Genomic DNA, 20,705 nt, shown 5'->3' with positions numbered 1-20,705 from the left:
CTATAATTCTCTGTTAATTATATTAATCCCTTCTTCACCTTGTAGGAAGAGATCAAAATGAGGATATTTTAAAATCATCAGATTCCAAAAGATCACTCTCCTTGGAAAGCCAATTAAAAATTGTCATAATGATACGTTTTTGAGGAAGAATTAATGATTAAAAGCCGTTTTTGTCCTAGTCCTACTGGTCTTATGCACCTTGGGAATGCTCGTACGGCACTCTTTAATTTCTTGTTTATAATGGATAAAAAAGGAGTGTTTTTACTCCGAATTGAAGACACTGATGTTGAGCGTTCAAAGGATATGTTTGAACAAAGCCTTCAAGAAGACTTGCGTTGGATAGGATTGGAATGGCAAGAAGGCCCTGACAAAAATAAAGGGAATGGCTCGTATTGTCAGTCTAAGCGGCAAACTATTTATAATAATTATTATCAACTTTTGGAAGCAGCGAAGTATGCGTATCCTTGCTTTTGCAGTAAAGAGCAATTGAAGCTCGCCCGTAAAATCCAAAGATCGATTGATAAACCACCGCATTATGCCGGTACATGTCGTTCTTTGTCTTCAAAAGAAATAGAAAAAAAATTGGCTGAAGGATTACAACCCGCTTTGCGCTTCCATGTACCTGATAATGAAGTAATTATTTTTACTGATCTTGTAAGGGGAAAACAGCAATTTCAAACTAGTAATATTGGAGATTTTATTATTCGTCGAGCCAACGGTACTTCACCTTTCATATTTTGTAATGCTATTGATGACGCCTTAATGGAAGTTACTCATGTTCTACGCGGTGAAGATCATTTAACAAATACCATAAGACAACTTTTAATTTTGCGGGTTTTAGGATTGACTATTCCTACTTACGGACATATTGCCTTAATGTTAGAGTCTGATGGTAGTCCTTTATCTAAACGCCATGGGAGTCGTAGTATTAAAGAGTTGCGTGAGACAGGGTATTTGCCTGAGGCGATAACAAACTATCTAGCGCGCTTGGGTCATTATTACGAAAGTAATGAACTTTTATCATTAGGTGATTTAGCTAAAGGGTTTAATATTGAATTACTTAGTAAATCACCTGTTAAGTTTAACGCGCAACAATTGGATTATTGGCAAAAAAGAGCTGTAAAACAAATGGCAGAAGATCGATTTTGGCAATGGACAGGGAGAGAATTAAAATCAAAAATTCCTGATGATAAACTCAATTTATTTTTAATAACAATAAAGTCTAATGTAATGTTTCCTCAGGATATTGGTTATTGGGCAGATGTTTGTTTTAATAGCAATTTTTTATTACCTTTTAATCAAAAGGAATTAAAACAGCACATAGAGAATAATTATTTCAAATTGGCTCTAGAGGGATTTAAGAAATTTGATAAGGATTTAAAATCTATTATAAATTATATGAAAGACTATTTAATACTAGAAGGAAAAGCATTATACCATCCTTTGCGTATAGCTTTGACAGGAGTAGCATACGGTCCTGAACTAGCTAAATTAATTTTATTAATGGATGATAAAATTGTATACGAGCGATTGCAGAGGCTTTCCAGTGAAAATCTTTAATAGTCTCACAAAAAAAAAAGAACTTCTTAAACCCATTAAAGCAAAAAAAGTAAAACTTTATGTATGCGGAATTACTGTTTATGACCATAGCCATATTGGACATGCTCGCTCATTAATTACTTTTGATATGGTTGTTCGATACCTACGCATGCGTGATTATGAAGTTACTTTTGTTCGTAATATCACGGATATTGATGATAAAATGATTAAACGGGCTCGAAAAAATAAAGAAAAGCTAGAAGCTTTAGCAGAACGATTTATTCAAATCTTGCATGAAGATGAAGAAGCATTGTGTGTTTTACCGCCTGATATTGAGCCCAGAGCGACACAATATATTCCAGAAATTATCAAACTTATAAAAAAATTAATTGAGAAACAACATGCCTATGTTGGAAAAAATGGAGATATCTATTTTGATGTTCGCAGCTTTAAAGGATATGGCAAGTTGTCGCACCGTAATCTCGACGAACTCCATGCTGGAACGCGAGTAGAAATCAACGAGAGCAAGCGTAATCCATTAGATTTTGTTTTGTGGAAACGAGTTAAATCCGGTGATGAGGAGCCTCAATGGAAGTCACCATGGGGAGAGGGGCGACCAGGTTGGCATATCGAGTGTTCTGCAATGTCGAGCAGCCTTTTAGGGCAACCTTTCGATATTCATGGTGGAGGATTAGATCTTAAATTTTCTCATCATGAAAATGAAATTGCACAGTCGGAAGCAGCTAAGGAAAAGAAATTTGTAAATTTATGGATGCATACAGGACTTTTGGAAATTAACAAAGAGAAAATGTCGAAATCGCTAGAAAATATTATTTTACTTCGAGAAGTGTTAAAAACAAATGATGCGGAAGTATTGCGATATTTTCTATTGTCAGGACATTATCGAAGTCCTTTAAGCTATTCTGAAGAAAATTTAAGTAATAGCCGTGTGGCTTTAAAGCGACTTTATTTTGCAATAAGCGGATTACCTATGATAGAGAAAAAAGAAATTTCGGAATACACTGAGCAATTTTGCAAGGCTATGGATGATGACTTTAACACGCCGGCTGCTTTTGCAATTTTATTTAAAATGACTCGAGAAATTAATCGGTTTCGTGATGCCAATCAAATAGAAAAAGCAGGAAGATTAGCAATTGAGTTAAAATACTTAGGTAATATCTTTGGTTTACTGAATTATTCTCCTAAGCAATTTTTTCAAGGCACCAAAATCGCATCGAATGTTGAAAAGATCGAGGCGCTTATTGCTGACCGTAACAAGGCACGAAAAGACAAGGATTGGAAATCTGCTGACGAAATCCGTGAGTTGTTAGCCAGCATCGGCATTGTGATTGAAGACTCACCTAAAGGTACTTCGTGGCGTAGAGAATAATTAGCTGAGAAAACCACTCCTCTCCTTTGCTTTTATTACAAGGTATGGTGTTTTAAAAGTCCATCAACTTCACTCTATTTTAAGGAAGATTAATTTTCCGGTTAGCTTGCAGGACAAGATGACAGATGATGAGACGATATTTTTATTCGATAAAGAACATCATATAAGTAAGTTCGTAAATAAACTTTCAATTTTAGATTTAATAAAGAATCTCTATTTGCTAAATCTCAAATAATAATCGTCACGCTTTCAGTCTGTATTAGTTGCGATTATCCTTTTACAACTTCTCTTGATAGATGGAAAAACAGTAGTTCTAATAACAAACGTTATGCTAAAGAGACTAATAACTATTTATAAAATAGTTTAATCCTATTTTTATAAAAATCTATCAATTAAAATTGAATATATTAATTCCATCAAGGTTTCTTTAACAGATTTAACTTCTACTCCTCTCAATATTGATACTATCTTGGTATTATCTATTCTCACATTATGAATAAATAGCGTTATAGCCTTTTATATAGATAAAAGTCATATATTCTTTGGCTATTTCAGATAAAGATTATGATATGACATGATTATTTGAACTGCTTTCCGATGGAGATTAGCCTTAGATGACTGAAATAAGATTTCTATCTACATTCATTCTTTAACTGTCATCAACTGCTTATTGCTGCCTTTTTGTAGCGAGTCATTTTTTGAAATACAACCAAGAAATAGAAAATTTCTAACTAGTAAATTTTTTCTAATTATAAACTAATAAAAGTGTCTTCTAGTTAAAAGTGAAAAAGTTTCTTAAAAGAAATTAGCTAATTCTAAGAGTTATATAAGTTTATCTGAAAAAAATTAACCCAGATCCTCTCTCCACCTGCCAATCGAGTTTTAGAATCTCTTCTAGTAAATTTTTGAAGTCTTTTCCAGAATTCCCTTCTTCTTCCAAAGAAAAACGTGAGACTCCTGCGCCTTTTAGTTAAAAACATTTAATGATATTGCTTTTTACAATATGTTTCTTTAACTATAAAACCACTAATTATAAAAGCTAAGAAAAATAAAAATGGAATCATTGTGAGGGCAATTTGATAAGCATGAATGCTATAGACAGGAGCCGAATTTACCATCTGTCCATCCCACAATTTATCAAGCAATAACCCCACAAAAGGCTGTAACGCTACGCCAGCGAAAATAATTCCCATGTTGGTTAGACCTGAAGCTGTTCCTAAAGCTTGTGGCTGATTATTATCAATCACTAACCCGAACGCAATTGCCTGGCTGGAAGAAGCAGCGCCGAATAATAGAAGACAGATACTGAGCGCTATTTTTGGTAATGCTGGGACATATAAAATTAAACATGCACTAATAAAACCAAGTAATGCGGCCGTAATAATTGGCAGACGACGACGCTTGATAAAATTCGTCCACCAGCCAAAAATAGGCCCCCCGATGGTAATACCAATCCAAATCAGAGAAAGCAGACCGGTAGCAAAAACATTAGAAAAATGATGTGAGCTTGTGAGAAATAAAGCTCCCCACGATGTAGCAAACAGAACTACAGGCCCCCAGATCGCGAAACCGAATAAAGCAATCCACCAAGATTGAGAGCTTTTGAAAACATCACGTAGATAGAACTTATCCTCTTTAGGAATAAATTTCTTCTCTTGAATTGATTTAAGATTCGACTTTTTTTTAGATTTATCTTGAATAACAAACCAATTTAAAATTGCGAGGAGAAAACCAAGTAGAGCAATCAAGTAAGAAGTATTTTGCCATCCATAACTTGTTGTTAAATGAGCAACTGGGGCTGAACCAATAATGGCTCCAGTACATCCTAATACTTGAACAAGACTTGCGTAAAGAGCAAAACGCTGAGAGCCTAACCAATAAGCGCCTACCCATAGTGCACCAAGATAAGAAATAGAAGCGGTGAGGCCCATAATAATTCTAGCAATAACAGCAATAGGAAAACATCTTGTGAATCCAAAGACGGCAGTTGCCATAGCACAGATAAAAAGACCAAAAGAAAGCAAACGCCGGGCACCAAATTTATCACACATCATACCCCCAGGAATTTGCATTAAGGCATAACCATAAAAGAAACCGCTAAATAAAATACTCAATTCACTTGCTTGAATTTTAAATGCGCTTAATAAGTCGTGTGCCATCGCCATCGGCATCACACGAACTAAAAAGTCATAAGCGTAAAAGGAGGAGGCTATGATTCCGATGATAAAAGGAACCAACCAGATATAAGATTTGGAATGCTGTGTGTTTTTTGCCATAACCACTCGCTGTGCAATATTTTATTTGTATTTTATTCATGGATATCCCATAATAAAGCATTGATTTTTTTTGTTTCTTTAGAAATGTCATAATGCTGAATATAATAAATTTAGAGAAGGGATTCATCATATGTTGTTATTGATAGTATTCATTTTCTGTATTTCGGTTTTAATACTGGTTTTCAACTTGCTAGAATTGAGTATCGACATTATGCATAAAACAAAGCGAATAAGCCAGCAATTTTAATCGAAGTCAAAGGATAGTTATTAGAAAAAGATTTTTTATCTGTGGTTTAAATAAGTAGAAGAAAAATAAGTAGGAGTTATTGTCCTTTATCTGAATTAAAAGCTGCTATTAATATTAAATCCTATATTTAGAAACCTAGTGCAAACTTTTTGATCATAACGTTGATTGGATAGAAAAATAAAAACTCAACGTCTGAAAGCTGAGATCTTTCTACTGAAAAAGTACTCAAAATTAATATCATGTATGTATTGTAAGCACCCAATGTTCTAATTTTATTAGAATAAACGAACAGTGTGGAAAACCAACTTACAAAGTATTATGATGAAGATAATTGATACAGAAATTTATGAGATGTTATTAGACGAGAGATTTATTGCTAACTTTTTACGTTTTTAAATTGTTGTTGGCTAATTACGCGGTAGGTTTGGCATTAATTTTAGCGTTAATATTTATTGAGATCGATTTTTTATTGATGGATGTAAACTTTTCTACCTAATTTTGGAACGTTAGAAATAGATAACCGGTTAGTTTTAAATTTCGTGTTTCGTTTACAAAGAAAGCCTATCATTACGGATTATAAGCGGGGTAAACAGAAAACATTAATAAATATGCACGATTACTACTTTTTAGGTAGAGTGTGGGTGGGTAATGATGGTAATTTATAAAGTAATATTTTTCTTAAATATGGTGGTGAATTTATTGTGGGACGCTTGAAAGGATTAATTGTACGAGTTAAACTTGTAGGAGAAAATCACAATGATAATAGTTACAATTGTAATCGCGATCTTAGTCTCATTATTATTATTTTCAGCAATCCATATTCTTAAAGAATATGAACGAGAGGTCATCTTTACCTTAGGGCGTTTTTGGAAAATCAAGGGTCCCGGTTTAATTATCGTAGTGCCTGTTATTCAGCAAGTTGTACGTATCCAATTACGAACTGTAGTGATGGATGTACCGAGTCAAGATGTTATTTCTCGAGATAATGTATCTATTCGAGTAAACGCAGTTATTTACTTTCGAGTAATTGATCCTGAGCGAGCTGTCATTCAGGTAGAAGATTATTATGAAGCTACCAGTCAACTAGCACAAACTACGTTGCGTTCAGTGCTGGGTCAACATGAATTGGATGCAATGCTATCAGAAAGAGAAAAATTAAACAAGGATATTCAAGAAATTCTGGACGCAGAAACTGATGCATGGGGAATTAAAGTTTCTAATGTAGAAATTAAGCATATCGATTTGGAAGAGAGTATGGTCCGTGCGATCGCACGACAAGCTGAAGCTGAACGAGAAAGGCGAGCAAAAGTGATTAATGCTGAAGGAGAATTTCAGGCTGCACAACGTTTAAAAGAAGCAGCCGAAATTCTAGCACAACAACCTCAATCTCTACAATTGCGTTATATGCAAACACTAATGGACTTATCTAGTAATAAAACTTCTACCATTATATTTCCAATGCCAATCGACCTTCTGAAAGTGGTTCAAAAATCTTAGGACGTATTTAACTTAATATGAATAATAGATTGCAAGGTTGAGCGAATTTATTTCTATTTAGCAGGTAGTCACACTTCCAACTTCTACGATCTTTAACTATCTGAATTATTTATTTTTGATCTGTCTTGGTAACTAAGTCACTGATTTCATATGTTTCTTGAGGTTATGATTACATGTTTTATCTTAACTTAGTATTTTATCAGATTTCTTTATTTGAAAATTAGACAAGTTAATGTCCTCATTGTACTTACTATTACGCTGGAGATCTGCTTTATAATTACTCTTGATATTACATTATACTAAAAACGTTTTTCAAGTAGCAGAAGAAGTTAATTGATAATGTCGATCAATTGAGTATTCAGTATGTATTTTCTTTATAAAAACAGAATACCTAGCCATCTTCCAGTTAAAATTGGAAGTTAGTCAAGCTAAATTAGCATATCATGCAAGTTTGTAAAGCAACAGAACTTATAGATAGCTTTGCGAGAGCTAAATGAAACATAAACATCCACCAAAAGATATTTTTTTTAATTATGATGATCCTTTCATTTTCATAATCAAGTTAATAGCACTGTATAACATGTCTTTGCTGACAAAGCAGTTTCTGAGTTATATTTTTAAAACATGGTTTATAGGAAGTATTACTTTAAGTTTTTATATGTTTTTAATGCTTGAAGTTCGCTTTTCTGCACAAATTATTGAGAGAAGATAGATCTAATTCAAACCACATCTATTTTAGATGGCTATAAAACATTACAGTAGTTCAGCACTAGCACAGAGCTAAGGAATTTTATTTTTTGGAAGCATTAACGAGCTCTAGGAACTGTTTTTAAAGATACATTTCCTACAAGAATTTTTTTATTTTTTAATTTAAAAAATAAAAAAATAAAGCCATAGCATTGTTGAGATTTGAGTTGGATATCCAGTTACTACCGAGGGTATTTGTTAAGCATGTCCGCGCTTATTATGTTCTATAATTATTTCCCCTTTCTCATCTAATTCATTGCAAGATCTGTTATTAAGCATAAAGAAGCAACAATGATCAACCTTTGTGTTATGAAGTTCGTGTATCTCCTGAATATCAATTGTAGGATAATTCATCAATTTGTTTGCCAATCCTTAAACTAGTTTTGCTACTAATTAGTACTTTTTCGTTGTTGTCTCTTTATAAAGTTAGAGTTACTTTCTTATTCTTAAGGATTCTTATAATGATCAATATCCATGTCATGATGCAATTGCAGATATTGCGCTTATTGATTTAAATTGATTGTCTAAAATAGAAATTAAAACTTATAACTTAGTTTCAACGTCTATTTTAATTCCATAGATTATTCTTAAAAAATAAATACATTGATATAACTTAAGTTACAGGATAAAAAAAGTTTCTGTACGTATCGATTCAAAAATTCTAATAGAAGATCCTAATTTCTAGGCTATTAGATAAGAGAACAAAATATAGTAAATGCTATTCAATTTGATTTTGATGAGAATTGAGACATTTACTAATTTGGAAAGCTTAGAAATATATAGATAGGAGTTCCTTGGCAATCCAAGGATAGTTCTTGAAGGATAGTTCTTGATGGAACAGTTATATTAATGCTGTCCTTTATTAAAGCATGACCTGACGTATCTTTTTGAATAGTATAGATGACGTGATCTTCTTTACGACTGTAACAGAAATGACGAAGAATAATCTCGAAGTGAATAAAAAAGACTTTAAACTTTATTCTTTGGATGTTGCTACCATGTAGTCGTGGGCTTATGTATGTATCAATATTTGTGAAAAGTATCTTATTGAATCTGTCAATATTGCAGTGTTATGTAATGGGATTTAGCTCAATTTTCTATAAGCGTTAATTAACCTGTGATTTATTACCTTTAATAACTAATTAATTAACGCTTATGGTTTTTTCACCTCGTTGCCAATTGCAAGGACATAATCCCTTAGTTTGTAAAGCGTCTAGTACACGCAAGACCTCCTGTGGATTACGCCCTACATTTAAATCATTGATCATGATAAACCGAATTGTTTGCTTGGGATCAACGATAAATGTAGCTCTTTCTGCAACGCCTTCACTCTCATTGAGAATTCCTAGTTGTTGCGATAAATTGCGTTGAATATCGGAAAGCATTGGGAAGGGCAGCTCATGAAGCTCTTCTTTTTCACGACGCCATGCTAGGTGAACGTATTCAGAATCTGTACTAATACCCAAAATCTGAGCATTACGACTCGCAAATTCGCCGTACAGTTTTCCAAATTCAGTGATTTCAGTAGGGCAAATGAACGTAAAGTCTTTGGGCCAAAAAAACACTACCAACCACTTATTTGGATAATTTTTTTCATCGATCCGAGTAAATGCCCTATTGTTATCATTGCTAATAACACCAGTTAATGAAAATCTAGGGAATCTTTCACCAATTTTAATCATGTTTTTCTCCTTAAGGTCATTGAATTCTATATTAACGAGACAACATCTTAAAATCAATTATTCTTATAGATTTGATAAGTAAAAATTATGGTATTAGTCTTCCATATACTTTGTTTTCTGAGCTATAAAGAGAAAGTCCTCCCCAAAGCCAATAATGATTATAATTTCTTCTTCAATAACTCGTTTACCTGTTGAGGATTGGCCTTACCCACAGTAGCTTTCATAACTTGCCCAACAAAAAAAGCAAACAATTTAATTTTACCCAAGCGATACTCGTCCACTTGCTGAGGGTTACTCGCGATAATTGCATTAATGATTTCTTCAAGCTCGCTGATATTTGTTATTTGTTTTAAGCCTTGACGTTCAATAATAGCATCAGCGTCTCCTTTGGTACTCCACATTGCATCGAATACTTGTTTTGCCATACTGACGGATAATGTGTTATCCGCGATTCGCCGTAGGAGTTCTACTAATTGCTCGGCGCTAATTGGGCTTTCGCTAATCTCAAGATTATTTTTTTTTAAAGCAGCTGCAAGATCACCAGTAATCCAATTAGCAGCAAGCTTTGGAGAAATTGAGTTATCTATTTTTAATAAAGTCTCAAAATAGTTAGCAGTATCTATATCTTTGGTAAGCAATTTGATATCATAACTGTTCAATTGATAGCTTTCTTGAAAGCGGTGGTATTTTTCTTTGGGCAACTCAGACAGCTCCTTCTTGACTGATTCGATAAATTCCGCCTTAATTTCAAGAGGCAGTAGGTCTGGATCCGGAAAATACAGATAGTCGCGTGCTTTTTCTTTAGTACGCATGGGCCGAGTTTCATCGCAAGCTGCATCATAAAGTCGAGTTTCTTGTGTAATTTTTTTTCCAGCTTTTAAAAGTTCTTTTTGCCGAGAAATTTCAAACAAAATAGCACGCTTAACGAACCGAAACGAATTCAAATTTTTAATTTCTGTTCGTGTTCCAAACTCCTTTTCTCCCTTAAGACGTAAAGAAATATTAACATCAAAACGAAAGGCACCTTCTTGCATGTTGGCATCACTCACGCCGATATAACGGACTAACGTATGTAAAGTTTTTAAATAAGCTACCGCTTCTTTAGCGGAGCAAACATCTGGTTCAGAAACAATTTCCAACAAAGGATTTCCGGCTCGATTAAAATCGATACCAGAATAACCTTGTATTCTTTCATGAATAGATTTTCCTGCATCCTCCTCTAAATGTGCACGGGAAATTCGAATACGTTTAGAGATGCCTTCCTCAATTTCAATATTTAAATAGCCATCTTTAACAATGGGTAAAGCATATTGACTGATTTGATAGCCTTTTGGTAAATCTGGATAAAAATAATTTTTCCGAGCAAAAACAGCATGAGTTAAAATTGTGGCTTGAACAGCAAGGCCAAAACGAACAGCCAATCTTACGACTTTTTTATTTAAAACAGGCAAAATGCCAGGAAATCCTAAGTCTATTGCACAGGCTTGAGTGTTAGGTTTAGAACCGTAAGCTGTGGAAGCACCAGAAAAAATTTTTGATTTTGTACGTAATTGCGCGTGAACTTCTAAACCAATAACAGGTTCCCATTCCATCTTATCTTCCTACTCGGGTGGCAATTTTTTATGCCAATCTGTTTCTTGTTGATAGCAGTGTACCATCTTTAATAGCCGTGATTCTTTAAAATAATTTCCAATTAATTGAGCTCCAACGGGTAGTTGGTCTATAAAACCTACTGGAAATGCAATAGCAGGTAATCCTGCAAGATTGACGGAGATGGTATAAACATCTGATAAATACATCGCAACGGGGTTTTTTGTTTTTTCACCTAATTTAAATGCTTGGGTAGGTGTTACAGGAGTTAAGATAGCGTGCACCTGTTTAAACGCCTCTAAAAAATCATTTTTAATTAAATGACGTAATTTTTGTGCTTTTAAATAATAGGCATCGTAATATCCTTCTGAAAGCACGTAGGTGCCTATTATAATTCGGCACTTGACTTCAGAACCAAAGCCCTCGGTACGTGAGCGTTTGTAAAGATCTTCTAGATCGATAGGATTAGTACAACGATACCCATAACGGACACCATCATAACGCGCCAAGTTAGAGGAACACTCAGCAGAAGCGAGTACATAATAAGCCGATGCAGCGTAGTTTGTATGAGGCAAACTGATGTCGACTAAAATAGCGCCCATTTTTTCGAATTCTTTTTTTACGGCTTCAATAGATTCCACTACGACTGAATCTAAATCTTCACCAAAATATTCTTTTGCCAAACCAATCTTTATACCTTTTAAAGTTTGGTTTAATGTAGATGAATAATCAGGAGTTTCTTTGTTTATACTTGTAGAATCTCTTTTATCATGAGCTGCCATAACGTTAAGAAGCAAGGCAGCATCCTCAGCCGTTTGGGTTAATGGCCCACCCTGATCTAAACTTGAGGCAAAAGCAATCATGCCGTGACGAGAGACGCGACCATAAGTAGGTTTTAGTCCGGTGACGCCACATAAGGCGGCAGGCTGACGAATAGAGCCGCCAGTATCGGTTCCTGTTGCTCCTGGAACTATTCGGGCTGCTACAGCAGCCGCAGAACCACCTGAAGAGCCACCTGGAATGCGAGTAATATCCCATGGATTTTTAACAGGCCCGTAATAACTATTCTCATTAGAAGAACCCATTGCAAATTCATCCATATTAGTTTTACCGATTAAAATTGTTCCGGCTGCTTTAAAACGCTCTACAACAGTAGCATCGTAAGGAGCAATAAAATTATCGAGCATTTTGGATGCACAGCTGGTTTTAATCCCTTGGGTACAAAAAATGTCTTTATGAGCAATTGGAATACCAGTAAGAACTGTTGCTTCATCTCTGGCTAAAAGCGCATCAGCTATTTTAGCTTGTTCTATAGCTTGCTCCTCGCTAATGGTAATAAAACAGTTTAGTTTTGGATTAAATTTTTTAACTCGATCGAGAAAATGCTGCGTAAGTTCCAAACTTGATATTTTCTTGTTGTGTAAGTTTTTGCTTAATTCAACTATAGTTTTTCGGTGCATGTTTTTATCTGTTATTCTTTGCTCTCAATAATTACAGGAACTATATAAAGTCCAGCCTCTACCTGAGGTGCATTTTTTTGTAATAAAGTACGTTGATTCATTTCAGTAACAATATCTTTCCGAAGACCCTGTATTCCATTAAAAGAATATACGAGGGGTTCGATATGTGTTGTATCTATTTGATTCATTTTATCCACAAGCTTAAAAATTGCATTTAAATTTTGTTCTAGTAATTGACTTTCACTTTTAGAAATGACGAGTTTGGCTAAATCTGCTGTTTTATCAATATTGATTTTGTTTATAAACATTATTCAATCCATCCATAATAATGGGGTGTATTATACAGAAGATCAGCAATGGAAGATAGGTTTGAGTAGCGCTTGAGAGAAAAGCACTTAATCAATAAGATGGATGTTCTCTGATTCCTTGTTTTCTATTTTAATTCTCGGTTAAAGTAAGTTTATATTTTTTGTAATGTTTTAATTAAGAATCAATTAAGGAAGAATTTTCATGTTTTAAAAAATACGTAGCCTATTAAATTAATTTTTAAACGTTCTTCAATATTTGAATCTGGGTTGCGAGCTTTTTTTTATATGGGCTTATCAATTATATTAATTGTTTTTAGTCAAAAATCAGAATTTTTTCATAAGATTAGTGCTAATCTGTCATTAGTCGTGCTTCCTATTCAATATTTGGTGAATACACCAATTAAAACAAATGCATTGGATGCTACAAATATTATCACTCAACAACAGTTAGTGGCAGATAATGCGCGTTTGCATGTACATAAGTGGTTATCTAGAATCGAGATTACAAAAACTTCTGTTTCTTGAATGAGAACGCTCAGTTACGTAAATTATTAAAATCAGCTTCTCAGTACGAATACTTGTTGTCCAATTAGCTGGATGCGGATTTAGACCCAAATCTTCAACAAGTTACAATTGATAGAGGAACACAATCCCATATTTATGTAGGACAACCTGTTGTTAGATGCTTATGGTATTTTTGGGCGAGTGATTGATGCAAGCCTTCTAACTAGTAAAGTTATGTTAATTTCCAATCCAAAAGAGTGCTGTTCCTGTTCAGAATTACCGAAATTGCAGTTGGCATGGGAGGCTCTGGAAAGTTAATGCTAGTTAACGTCCCAAATACTAGCAATATCCAAGAAGGTGACTTTTTTATGTCTTCTGGGCTTGGGTTATGCTATCCAATAGGGTATCCGGTTGGAATAGTTTCTAAGTTAACACATAATCCTAACTAAACGTTTTGCTACAATTATCCTTCGGCCATATCAGCCCATTTAGACCAGTCGCAACAAGTATTAATGGTTTGGCCCCATAGGGCTCTTTAACAAATGCTGTATGAGAGGAGTTGGCGTCTTTTTCAATAAAGGACCAAATAAAGTGGAAAATAATAATTTTAAACGAAGTGTTTTCATTGGACTCACTTTTCTGGCAGGGATGATGTTAACTATCCTACCTCTTCCCAAATGGGCTGTATGGTATCAACCTGTCTGGATTTTTATGAGTCTTTTATTTTGGATGATTACTATTCCTTATCAAGTGGGAATCGGAACAACTTTTATAGTAGGTCTTTTGCTTGATTTGCTTACGGGAACCATTTTGGGACAACACGCACTAATATTTACTCGTCTTGCTTATTTTTTCATTCGTTTTCAAATCATTATTCATAGTCTTCCTGCTTGGCAACAAATGATATTGGTTTTGATCACTACAGTAGTGTATCTCGCGTTACAATATTGGATCATGGTAATAGTGGGTTCTTCTCTATTGACTGGGAAATACTGGATGCCTTCATAAGTATTACACTTTTATGGCCATGGCTGAGGTTTTTATTAAATGATTACCAACATCTATTTAAATTGGACTGATGAATGTTGAAATTTTAGTGCGTCGTTGTGGAAAATGGTTGCTAATGATGGCGGTGAGCGCCATCATTCTCTTTTCTGTATTAATTAATGTCGCCCGTTTAACAATTCCTGTTCTTAATCATAAGCGTTATTTTTTTGAACGATGGGCAAGCAATTTTTTACATCAATCGGTATATGTTGGTGGTATTAAAGCTAATTGGTACGGACTTGATTTTGTTGTTAGCTTTCGAAATGTTTTTATTATCAACTCTGTTCATCAGAAATTACTGTTACACATCAATCAGCTTTCTGTTAGAATTAATCCATTTCTTAGCCTATTTCATTGGCAGTTGTTACCTAGTCATTTAGTGCTTTCTGGAGCTCGATTTGATGTTTCTGAAACAGAAAATGGAAGTCTGCATGTATGCGGAATAACCAATTTCAGTCATAAATATGTGTTGACTAATTTAGGAGATGAAAAAAACATTCTTTTTTGGATGTTAAAGAAATCTAGTATCACTCTAAAAGCGATTAGCATCAATTATCACACATTCCATGGGAATCTAATTTCTATTAGTAATTTGTGTGTTGAGATAAGTAATGGAATTTTACATCATCAGATGACTGGATTTGGGAATTTATCAAAAAAAGTCCTAATGCCATTTCAATTTTTGATTATTACTTCGTTCAATAATACAAGTCTTTATGTTGAAGCTAAAAAAGTAATTTTTAAACAATGGCTAGATAGTTATTTTTTACAGAAGTATTTCAAAAATTTGTCAGTGTCATCTGGGGAAGGCGATATACAACTATGGGCAAGATTTCATAAGGGAATGCTTAAATCAATACAAAGCTTGATGATAGGTAATCATATTCGATTGACCTTTAATCAAAGCCATTTATTATTACTCGATCACATTTCAGCAAATTTATTTTGGCGACCCTATACGGATGGTTGGGGATTAATAGGCAATCATGTTTTTCTGCAAACAGGAGGAAAAAAATGGCTGGAAAATAGTTTCGGCGTTCGTGTTATTTATGAGAATTTAATCCCTACGATTTTATTTAAAACAAATTACCTTCAATTAAAAGACATCTGTCCACTTGCTAAAAAAATAAAGTATTGGCCGGAAAAATTTCAAAAACTTTATCGAAAGATTCAACTATCCGGAGAGCTCCATAGTTTCAGTTTGTTTTATTTTCCAGATAAAAAAAGGCCTTATTATCACATAAAAACAGATTTTACTGCTTTAAGTTTTCAACCTCGAGATCATGTGTCCAGTAGTTCACAATTATTCGGTTCAATAGATTTAACTCCTTCAGGAGGAAAACTGAAATTACAATCGAACACTAATGTGATTAAAATTCCGGGAGTTTTTAAAAATCCCCTTACATTAAAACAATTACATTTAATTACCCAATGGTATCAGAGCCCTAAGGGATGGAATATTAATGTATTACGATCATATGTAGTTAGCAGAAATTGGCAATGGTGGGGAAAAGTAAATTTATTCTTGCCTGTGAACAAATCACCTTATATTTCTTTACAAGGTAAATTCAAAGTAGAAAATGTAAATAGCATCAAATCTTACTTACCCTACCGTTACATGAGTTCCAATCTATCAGACTGGTTGAATAAAGCATTTATATCGGGGAAAATAACTGCGGGCACTGTAGAGTTAAAAGGCCCACTTAAGAAATTTCCTTTTTCCCACAAAGAGGGGTATTTTAATGTCGTTGCTGATGTGAATGGGGTTACATTACATTACAATCCTAAATGGCCGAATCTTCACAATATTCATGGTATAATTTCTTTTCACGACGATGGTTTAGATATTTTTGCAGATCACGCAGAAATCATGGGAAATCCTTTGAACCATTTAAGAGCCACTATTGCTCATTGGACTAACCCTATTTTGGTAGTTAGTGGAGATGCTGTTTCTAATCTAGCAGACGGTTTTCGTTTTCTACAAGCAACTCCTCTTTTAATAGCTAAAAAAGTCAAAGCTATTATCCTAAATGGGCCTTTGAAGATAAATTTAAATCTAAAAATTCCGGTAAATCAGCGTAGGGTGAATGCAAAAGTGGATGGACATTTATTCGTTAATAACGCGCAACTATTCTTAAAAAATTGGGGAATAAAGCTTGATCAAATCACTGGAAATTTTAATTTTGTTAACGAAAATTTTTCAGCCGACCATATTGAGGCTCAATTTTTGAATTCACCAATCAATTTTTCCATTGCTACTACAAATCAAGGTACATCTCTACCAGTGTTTCAGATTAGGATGAGTGGGCAAATTCCAGCTAAGATGTTACGAAAGCAGTTTAATTTTCCAATTTTAAATTATTTATCTGGATTAACTTCCTATCGTGCATTGTTAAAACTACGAAGCAACAAAGATTCTATAGCCAATAGTTTTTTTCTGATAACTAATTTAATTGGGATTAGATCCATGCTGCCCCCCCCTTATTCTAAATTAGCACAAGATTCTGCTCTTTTAAATTTGACCTCATTTTTTCGCAATAATAAAATCTTGATAATTAAAGTCCATTATAAAAATCATTTGATAGCCAAAGCAGATACATGGCTTGGTTTATCTCCTCGACACGAAGGTTGGACTGTGAATATAAATAGCCCTTTGATTATAGGTGACCTTTCAATCCCTTCTGATCAACGTCAATGGAAAGGGTATTTTTTACGTTTTTACTTGCCTAATAAAAAAGCAAAAGATAAGAAAATGAAATGGAATCCTAAAAAATTGCCACCTATTGATTTAGCAATTAACGATTTTCGTTATGGTAAGAATTTATCAGGTAAATTAGTATTGCAAACGTCGCGAATAAGAACCGGGTTAAATATTGATAATTTTACTGTAATAAGTCCCTTATTTTATATTAGAGCTACAGGAAAATGGCAGCGCAAAAAGGATCAGACAGAAACACGACTAGTAGGACAGTTTGTTAGCCCCAATTTAGGGGGGCTTCTTAAGAAATGGAGGGTTACTCAAGTTCTCGAAGGAGGAAAGGGTCGAACTGATTTTTCGTTACAATGGTCGGGATCACCTGATCAATTTGTAGCTGCTCGGTTAAGTGGAAGTATTAAAATTAATTTTTATCAGGGACGTATAACAGAACTAACGAAAGGAGCTGAATCCGAATTGGGCTTTGGTCGCCTACTTAATTTATTTAGTTTACAATCATTACCAAAACTACCGGTTAATCTTGCTAATTTTTCTAAAAAAGGATTTGCATTCAACTTATTTAGGGGGAATTTTTCTTTATCTAAAGGAATTGCTAAGACCAAAGACGCTTCTTTAGTAGGAGATATTGCCTGGGTTCAGATTAAAGGTCTTATTGGATTTGTAAATAAGGATTATGATTTTCATTTAGAAATTATCCCAAATATAACTTCTACCTTGCCGTTGATTGTGAGTCTTGCCGGCGGACCTTTAGCAGGCGTTATTACCTGGGTCGCCAATCAAGTTTTAGCACCACATGTTGGAAAAGCAGCTAAGGTGAATTACCATATTTTGGGATTTTGGAATAAGCCAGCAGTCATCTTACCGACTCTTGCTGGCAAAATTTTTAAATGCACAAATAAATAAGAAAATAAAAACTATGAGTGACTTGATTCAAATTGCTACTGATTCTCTCTTAAAACCTTTTAATCTTAATGCTAATAATTTGGAAAAAATCGTGGGGAGAGTTATGGGCCCTTCTATTGATAGTGCTGACATTTTTTTGCAAAGCATCCAAGAAGAAAGTTGGGTATTAGAAGAGGGTATTGTGAAAGAAGGTGATTTTGCCATTAATCAGGGATTTGGATTACGAGTTATTAGCGGTGAAAAAACTAGCTTCGCTTATGCTGATGATATTAATGCGAAAGCTTTGCTACGAGCAGCGCATTCTGCAAAGAGCATTTCTTATTTTGGAGGCTCTATACTTATAGATACTTTACATAAAGCATCTATTAAACCTCTTTATTCTCCGATTAATCCTATTAATTCCATGACTACCATGGAGAAGGTTGAATTACTAAAATGTATTGATCAATATACTCGGGCTAAAGATCCTCACGTGAAGCATGTAACTGTCAGCTTGACAGGAAATTATGAAGTCATATTAGTTTTAAATAGTGAAGGATTAATAGCAGCTGACTTGCGACCATTAGTAAATCTAAGAGTCCATGTTATTGTAGAACAAAATGGTCACCGAGAGCAAGGCTCTGGGGGCGGAGGTTCTCGATGTGATTATGGCATATTTTTATCAACCGCTTATTCCTATGCAGATAAGGCTGTTCGTCAAGCATGTCAAAATTTAAAGGCTGAAAATGCGCCGGCGGGTACTTTACCTGTGGTCTTGGGACCTGGGTGGCCAGCAATTCTTCTTCACGAAGCTATTGGACATGGTTTAGAAGGTGATTTTAATCGCAAAGGAACCTCTGCTTTTAGTGGACGAGTAGGTCAGCGAGTTGCTTCTCCCTTATGCACAGTGGTAGACGATGGAACAATTCTGAATAGACGAGGTTCTCTAAGTGTAGACGACGAAGGGACTGTAACGCAAAAAACAATTTTAATTGAGAATGGAATTTTAAAAAATTATATGCAAGATCGTCACAATGCTCGTCTAATGAAAATGACGCCAACAGGTAATGGTCGTCGTGAATCATATTCACATTTGCCACTGCCTCGTATGACTAATACGTACTTATTGCCAGGTAAAAGTGATCCACAAGAAATAATTGCTTCAGTAGAAAAAGGATTATATGCGGTAGATTTTTCTGGAGGTCAAGTTGATATTACTTCAGGAAAATTCGTTTTTTCTGCTAGTGAAGCTTATTTAATTGAAAAAGGAAAAGTCACACGGCCTGTTAGGGGTGCTTCCTTAATTGGTAATGGACCTGATATATTAACTAAAGTATCAATGGTGGGAAGTGATATAGCACTTGATTCCGGAATGGGTATTTGTGGGAAAGCAGGGCAATTAGTTCCTGTTGGAGTAGGACAACCAACCATTAAAGTAGACGCTTTGACGATAGGTGGAACTGAACAATACTAGATCAGTCACTATTTCGTTAGCTTTTGTTTATATAGTCCTTACACTCTATTATATGAAGAGATTTTCTCTTAAAAGCATTATAAAGTAGGTATTACTCAGAAGCTCCTAAATTCTTCTAAAAATAAAGTCTTATGCTTGACAGTCAGGGAAATCAGTTGGTATAACCTGAAGAATTTAAGGAAAGGGTAAAAACCCGACCATTAATTGATGGAACTACCGAGAGGAATTTATGAATAAAAACGATCTCATTGAAGTCATGGCAAAATCAGCTGACATTTCGAAAAATGCAGCGGCTCAAGCTCTGGATGCATTTATTGATTCTGTGACGCAATCATTGCAAAAACATGAGGATATTGTTTTGATTAACTTTGGGAGCTTTAAAGTGAGCCAACGCGCAGCTCGCACTGGACGCAACCCACAAACAGGTATACCTATGCGAATTCCGGCCAGTACAGTGGTGAGATTTTCAGCTGGCAAAAAGCTTAAAGAAGCTTTGAATAAAGTAAGAAAAATTAGGCTTGATTAACCTAAATATATTCGCTATCTTCATTGCCCCAGATTATTCAGTAATGTTGGGGCAGTGCTTTGACGTGTATCCGAGAATGTTATAGTAAGAATATCGAAGTTTAGCAGTAACGGAACATGTTGTGGGTGCTTAGCTCAGTTGGTAGAGCGTCGCCCTTACAAGGCGAATGTCAGGGGTTCGAATCCCTTAGCACCCATTTGTGAACGACCGGAAGACTGAGGACAGAAGACAAATTTCTATCGCTGTTAGTCTTTTTTTTCCGCAGAGGAGTGGTAGTTCAGTTGGTTAGAATACCGGCCTGTCACGCCGGGGGTCGCGGGTTCGAGTCCCGTCCGCTCCGCCATTTTATATGAGTCGTATGAGTTTATAGGTCACGAGTTAATGTGTATATTGCGAAACCTCCACGATATATTGCATACCTTATTTTCCCTTAAAAAATTTCAAATTTATTTGTAATCTAGCTCAGAAGAAAGTAAAATCCCGTAAAAGCAAATGCAAGAATTACATCAAATAATCAGGAAGTTGCTTGTTTTTCAAGAAAACAGATGATTTTTTCCTGTGTAATTTCAGTAGTTTCTCTCTGAAAAATTCTTTGACTTGTAATTACAGATAATTTAGACATAAATGAAACTAGCAATCTCCTTATAATTTAGAAGATTAAAATTAAGATAAAAACGGTAGATAATTATTATTACTAACAACTAATCTCTATTAATGATAATCCGTGATCAATGAATGATGAAAAATGAAAAATGCTATTAATTAGCATACTTTAGTTATAGTTCTTGTCTCATATTTCTCAAGGAGACCAAGGTAACGT

15 protein-coding genes and 2 tRNA genes are annotated in these 20,705 nt (G+C 34.6%); 12 read left to right on the top strand and 5 right to left on the bottom strand.

Going from position 1 to position 20,705, the window contains the following annotated elements; all coding sequences use genetic code 11:
• Positions 1 to 153 precede the first annotated feature (153 nt).
• Together gltX and cysS are read left to right on the top strand one after the other, a co-directional pair.
• Positions 154 to 1,560, top strand: coding sequence for a glutamate--tRNA ligase (gene gltX / locus ONG85_RS00600; protein ID WP_264435653.1), 1,407 nt, complete (start codon positions 154 to 156; stop codon positions 1,558 to 1,560).
• Positions 1,547 to 2,929, top strand: a complete 1,383-nt coding sequence (cysS, locus tag ONG85_RS00595) for a cysteine--tRNA ligase (RefSeq protein WP_264435652.1) — start codon at positions 1,547 to 1,549, stop codon at positions 2,927 to 2,929. The genes gltX and cysS overlap by 14 nt, the downstream gene beginning before the upstream one ends.
• A gap of 980 nt (positions 2,930 to 3,909) precedes the next feature.
• On the opposite strand, the gene ONG85_RS00590 is transcribed toward cysS, so the two are convergent.
• Complete coding sequence (locus ONG85_RS00590; protein WP_264435651.1) at positions 3,910 to 5,205, bottom strand: MFS transporter; 1,296 nt, start codon at positions 5,203 to 5,205, stop codon at positions 3,910 to 3,912.
• Positions 5,206 to 6,208: 1,003 nt separating this feature from the next.
• On the opposite strand from ONG85_RS00590, the gene ONG85_RS00585 reads away from it, so the two are divergent.
• Positions 6,209 to 6,949 (top strand): slipin family protein, encoded by a 741-nt coding sequence (locus ONG85_RS00585; RefSeq protein ID WP_264435650.1) that lies wholly within the window; start codon positions 6,209 to 6,211, stop codon positions 6,947 to 6,949.
• Between the two features lie 1,889 nt (positions 6,950 to 8,838).
• On the opposite strand, the gene ONG85_RS00580 is transcribed toward ONG85_RS00585, so the two are convergent.
• The 4 genes from ONG85_RS00580 to gatC all read right to left on the bottom strand — a co-directional run bounded on the left by ONG85_RS00580 (position 8,839) and on the right by gatC (position 12,736).
• Entirely contained in the window at positions 8,839 to 9,378 is a 540-nt protein-coding gene (locus ONG85_RS00580; RefSeq protein ID WP_264435648.1) for a peroxiredoxin, read from the bottom strand.
• A 158-nt stretch (positions 9,379 to 9,536) separates the two neighbouring features.
• Positions 9,537 to 10,970 (bottom strand): Asp-tRNA(Asn)/Glu-tRNA(Gln) amidotransferase subunit GatB, encoded by a 1,434-nt coding sequence (gatB, locus tag ONG85_RS00575; protein WP_264435647.1) that lies wholly within the window; start codon positions 10,968 to 10,970, stop codon positions 9,537 to 9,539.
• 9 nt (positions 10,971 to 10,979) lie between these two features.
• The gene (gene gatA / locus ONG85_RS00570) at positions 10,980 to 12,428 is read right to left on the bottom strand and encodes an Asp-tRNA(Asn)/Glu-tRNA(Gln) amidotransferase subunit GatA (RefSeq protein WP_264435646.1); all 1,449 of its coding nucleotides are present in this window, start codon (positions 12,426 to 12,428) and stop codon (positions 10,980 to 10,982) included.
• A gap of 11 nt (positions 12,429 to 12,439) precedes the next feature.
• Complete coding sequence (gene gatC, locus ONG85_RS00565) at positions 12,440 to 12,736, bottom strand: Asp-tRNA(Asn)/Glu-tRNA(Gln) amidotransferase subunit GatC (RefSeq protein ID WP_264435645.1); 297 nt, start codon at positions 12,734 to 12,736, stop codon at positions 12,440 to 12,442.
• Between the two features lie 285 nt (positions 12,737 to 13,021).
• Here gatC and ONG85_RS00560 point away from each other — a divergent pair, with 285 nt between their 5' ends.
• The 9 genes from ONG85_RS00560 to ONG85_RS00520 all read left to right on the top strand — a co-directional run bounded on the left by ONG85_RS00560 (position 13,022) and on the right by ONG85_RS00520 (position 20,228).
• The gene (locus ONG85_RS00560; protein WP_264435644.1) at positions 13,022 to 13,261 is read left to right on the top strand and encodes a hypothetical protein; all 240 of its coding nucleotides are present in this window, start codon (positions 13,022 to 13,024) and stop codon (positions 13,259 to 13,261) included.
• A gap of 150 nt (positions 13,262 to 13,411) precedes the next feature.
• Positions 13,412 to 13,558 carry a hypothetical protein gene (locus ONG85_RS00555; RefSeq protein WP_264435643.1) on the top strand — a complete coding sequence of 49 codons (147 nt, stop codon included), beginning with the start codon at positions 13,412 to 13,414 and terminating at the stop codon, positions 13,556 to 13,558.
• Positions 13,558 to 13,689 (top strand): hypothetical protein, encoded by a 132-nt coding sequence (locus ONG85_RS00550; RefSeq protein ID WP_264435642.1) that lies wholly within the window; start codon positions 13,558 to 13,560, stop codon positions 13,687 to 13,689. Before ONG85_RS00555 ends, ONG85_RS00550 begins: the two co-directional genes overlap by 1 nt.
• 142 nt (positions 13,690 to 13,831) lie before the next feature.
• Positions 13,832 to 14,248, top strand: a complete 417-nt coding sequence (gene mreD, locus ONG85_RS00545) for a rod shape-determining protein MreD (protein WP_264435641.1) — start codon at positions 13,832 to 13,834, stop codon at positions 14,246 to 14,248.
• A 70-nt stretch (positions 14,249 to 14,318) separates the two neighbouring features.
• Complete coding sequence (locus ONG85_RS00540; protein ID WP_264435640.1) at positions 14,319 to 17,906, top strand: YhdP family phospholipid transporter; 3,588 nt, start codon at positions 14,319 to 14,321, stop codon at positions 17,904 to 17,906.
• 13 nt (positions 17,907 to 17,919) lie between these two features.
• A complete protein-coding gene (gene tldD, locus ONG85_RS00535) occupies positions 17,920 to 19,359 on the top strand; it encodes a metalloprotease TldD (RefSeq protein WP_264435639.1) in 1,440 nt (479 codons plus the stop codon).
• A 229-nt stretch (positions 19,360 to 19,588) separates the two neighbouring features.
• Entirely contained in the window at positions 19,589 to 19,885 is a 297-nt protein-coding gene (locus ONG85_RS00530; RefSeq protein ID WP_264435638.1) for an HU family DNA-binding protein, read from the top strand.
• 123 nt (positions 19,886 to 20,008) lie between these two features.
• Positions 20,009 to 20,081 (top strand) — tRNA-Val (locus ONG85_RS00525).
• A gap of 70 nt (positions 20,082 to 20,151) precedes the next feature.
• A tRNA-Asp gene (locus ONG85_RS00520) sits at positions 20,152 to 20,228 on the top strand.
• Positions 20,229 to 20,705 lie beyond the last annotated feature (477 nt).

Origin of the sequence: Coxiella endosymbiont of Dermacentor marginatus (assembly GCF_907164955.1) — a bacterium.
Taxonomy (GTDB): Bacteria; Pseudomonadota; Gammaproteobacteria; order Coxiellales; family Coxiellaceae; genus Coxiella.
Note: the sequence above shows the minus strand (reverse complement) of the source record. Positions and strands in the feature narration are given on the sequence as shown.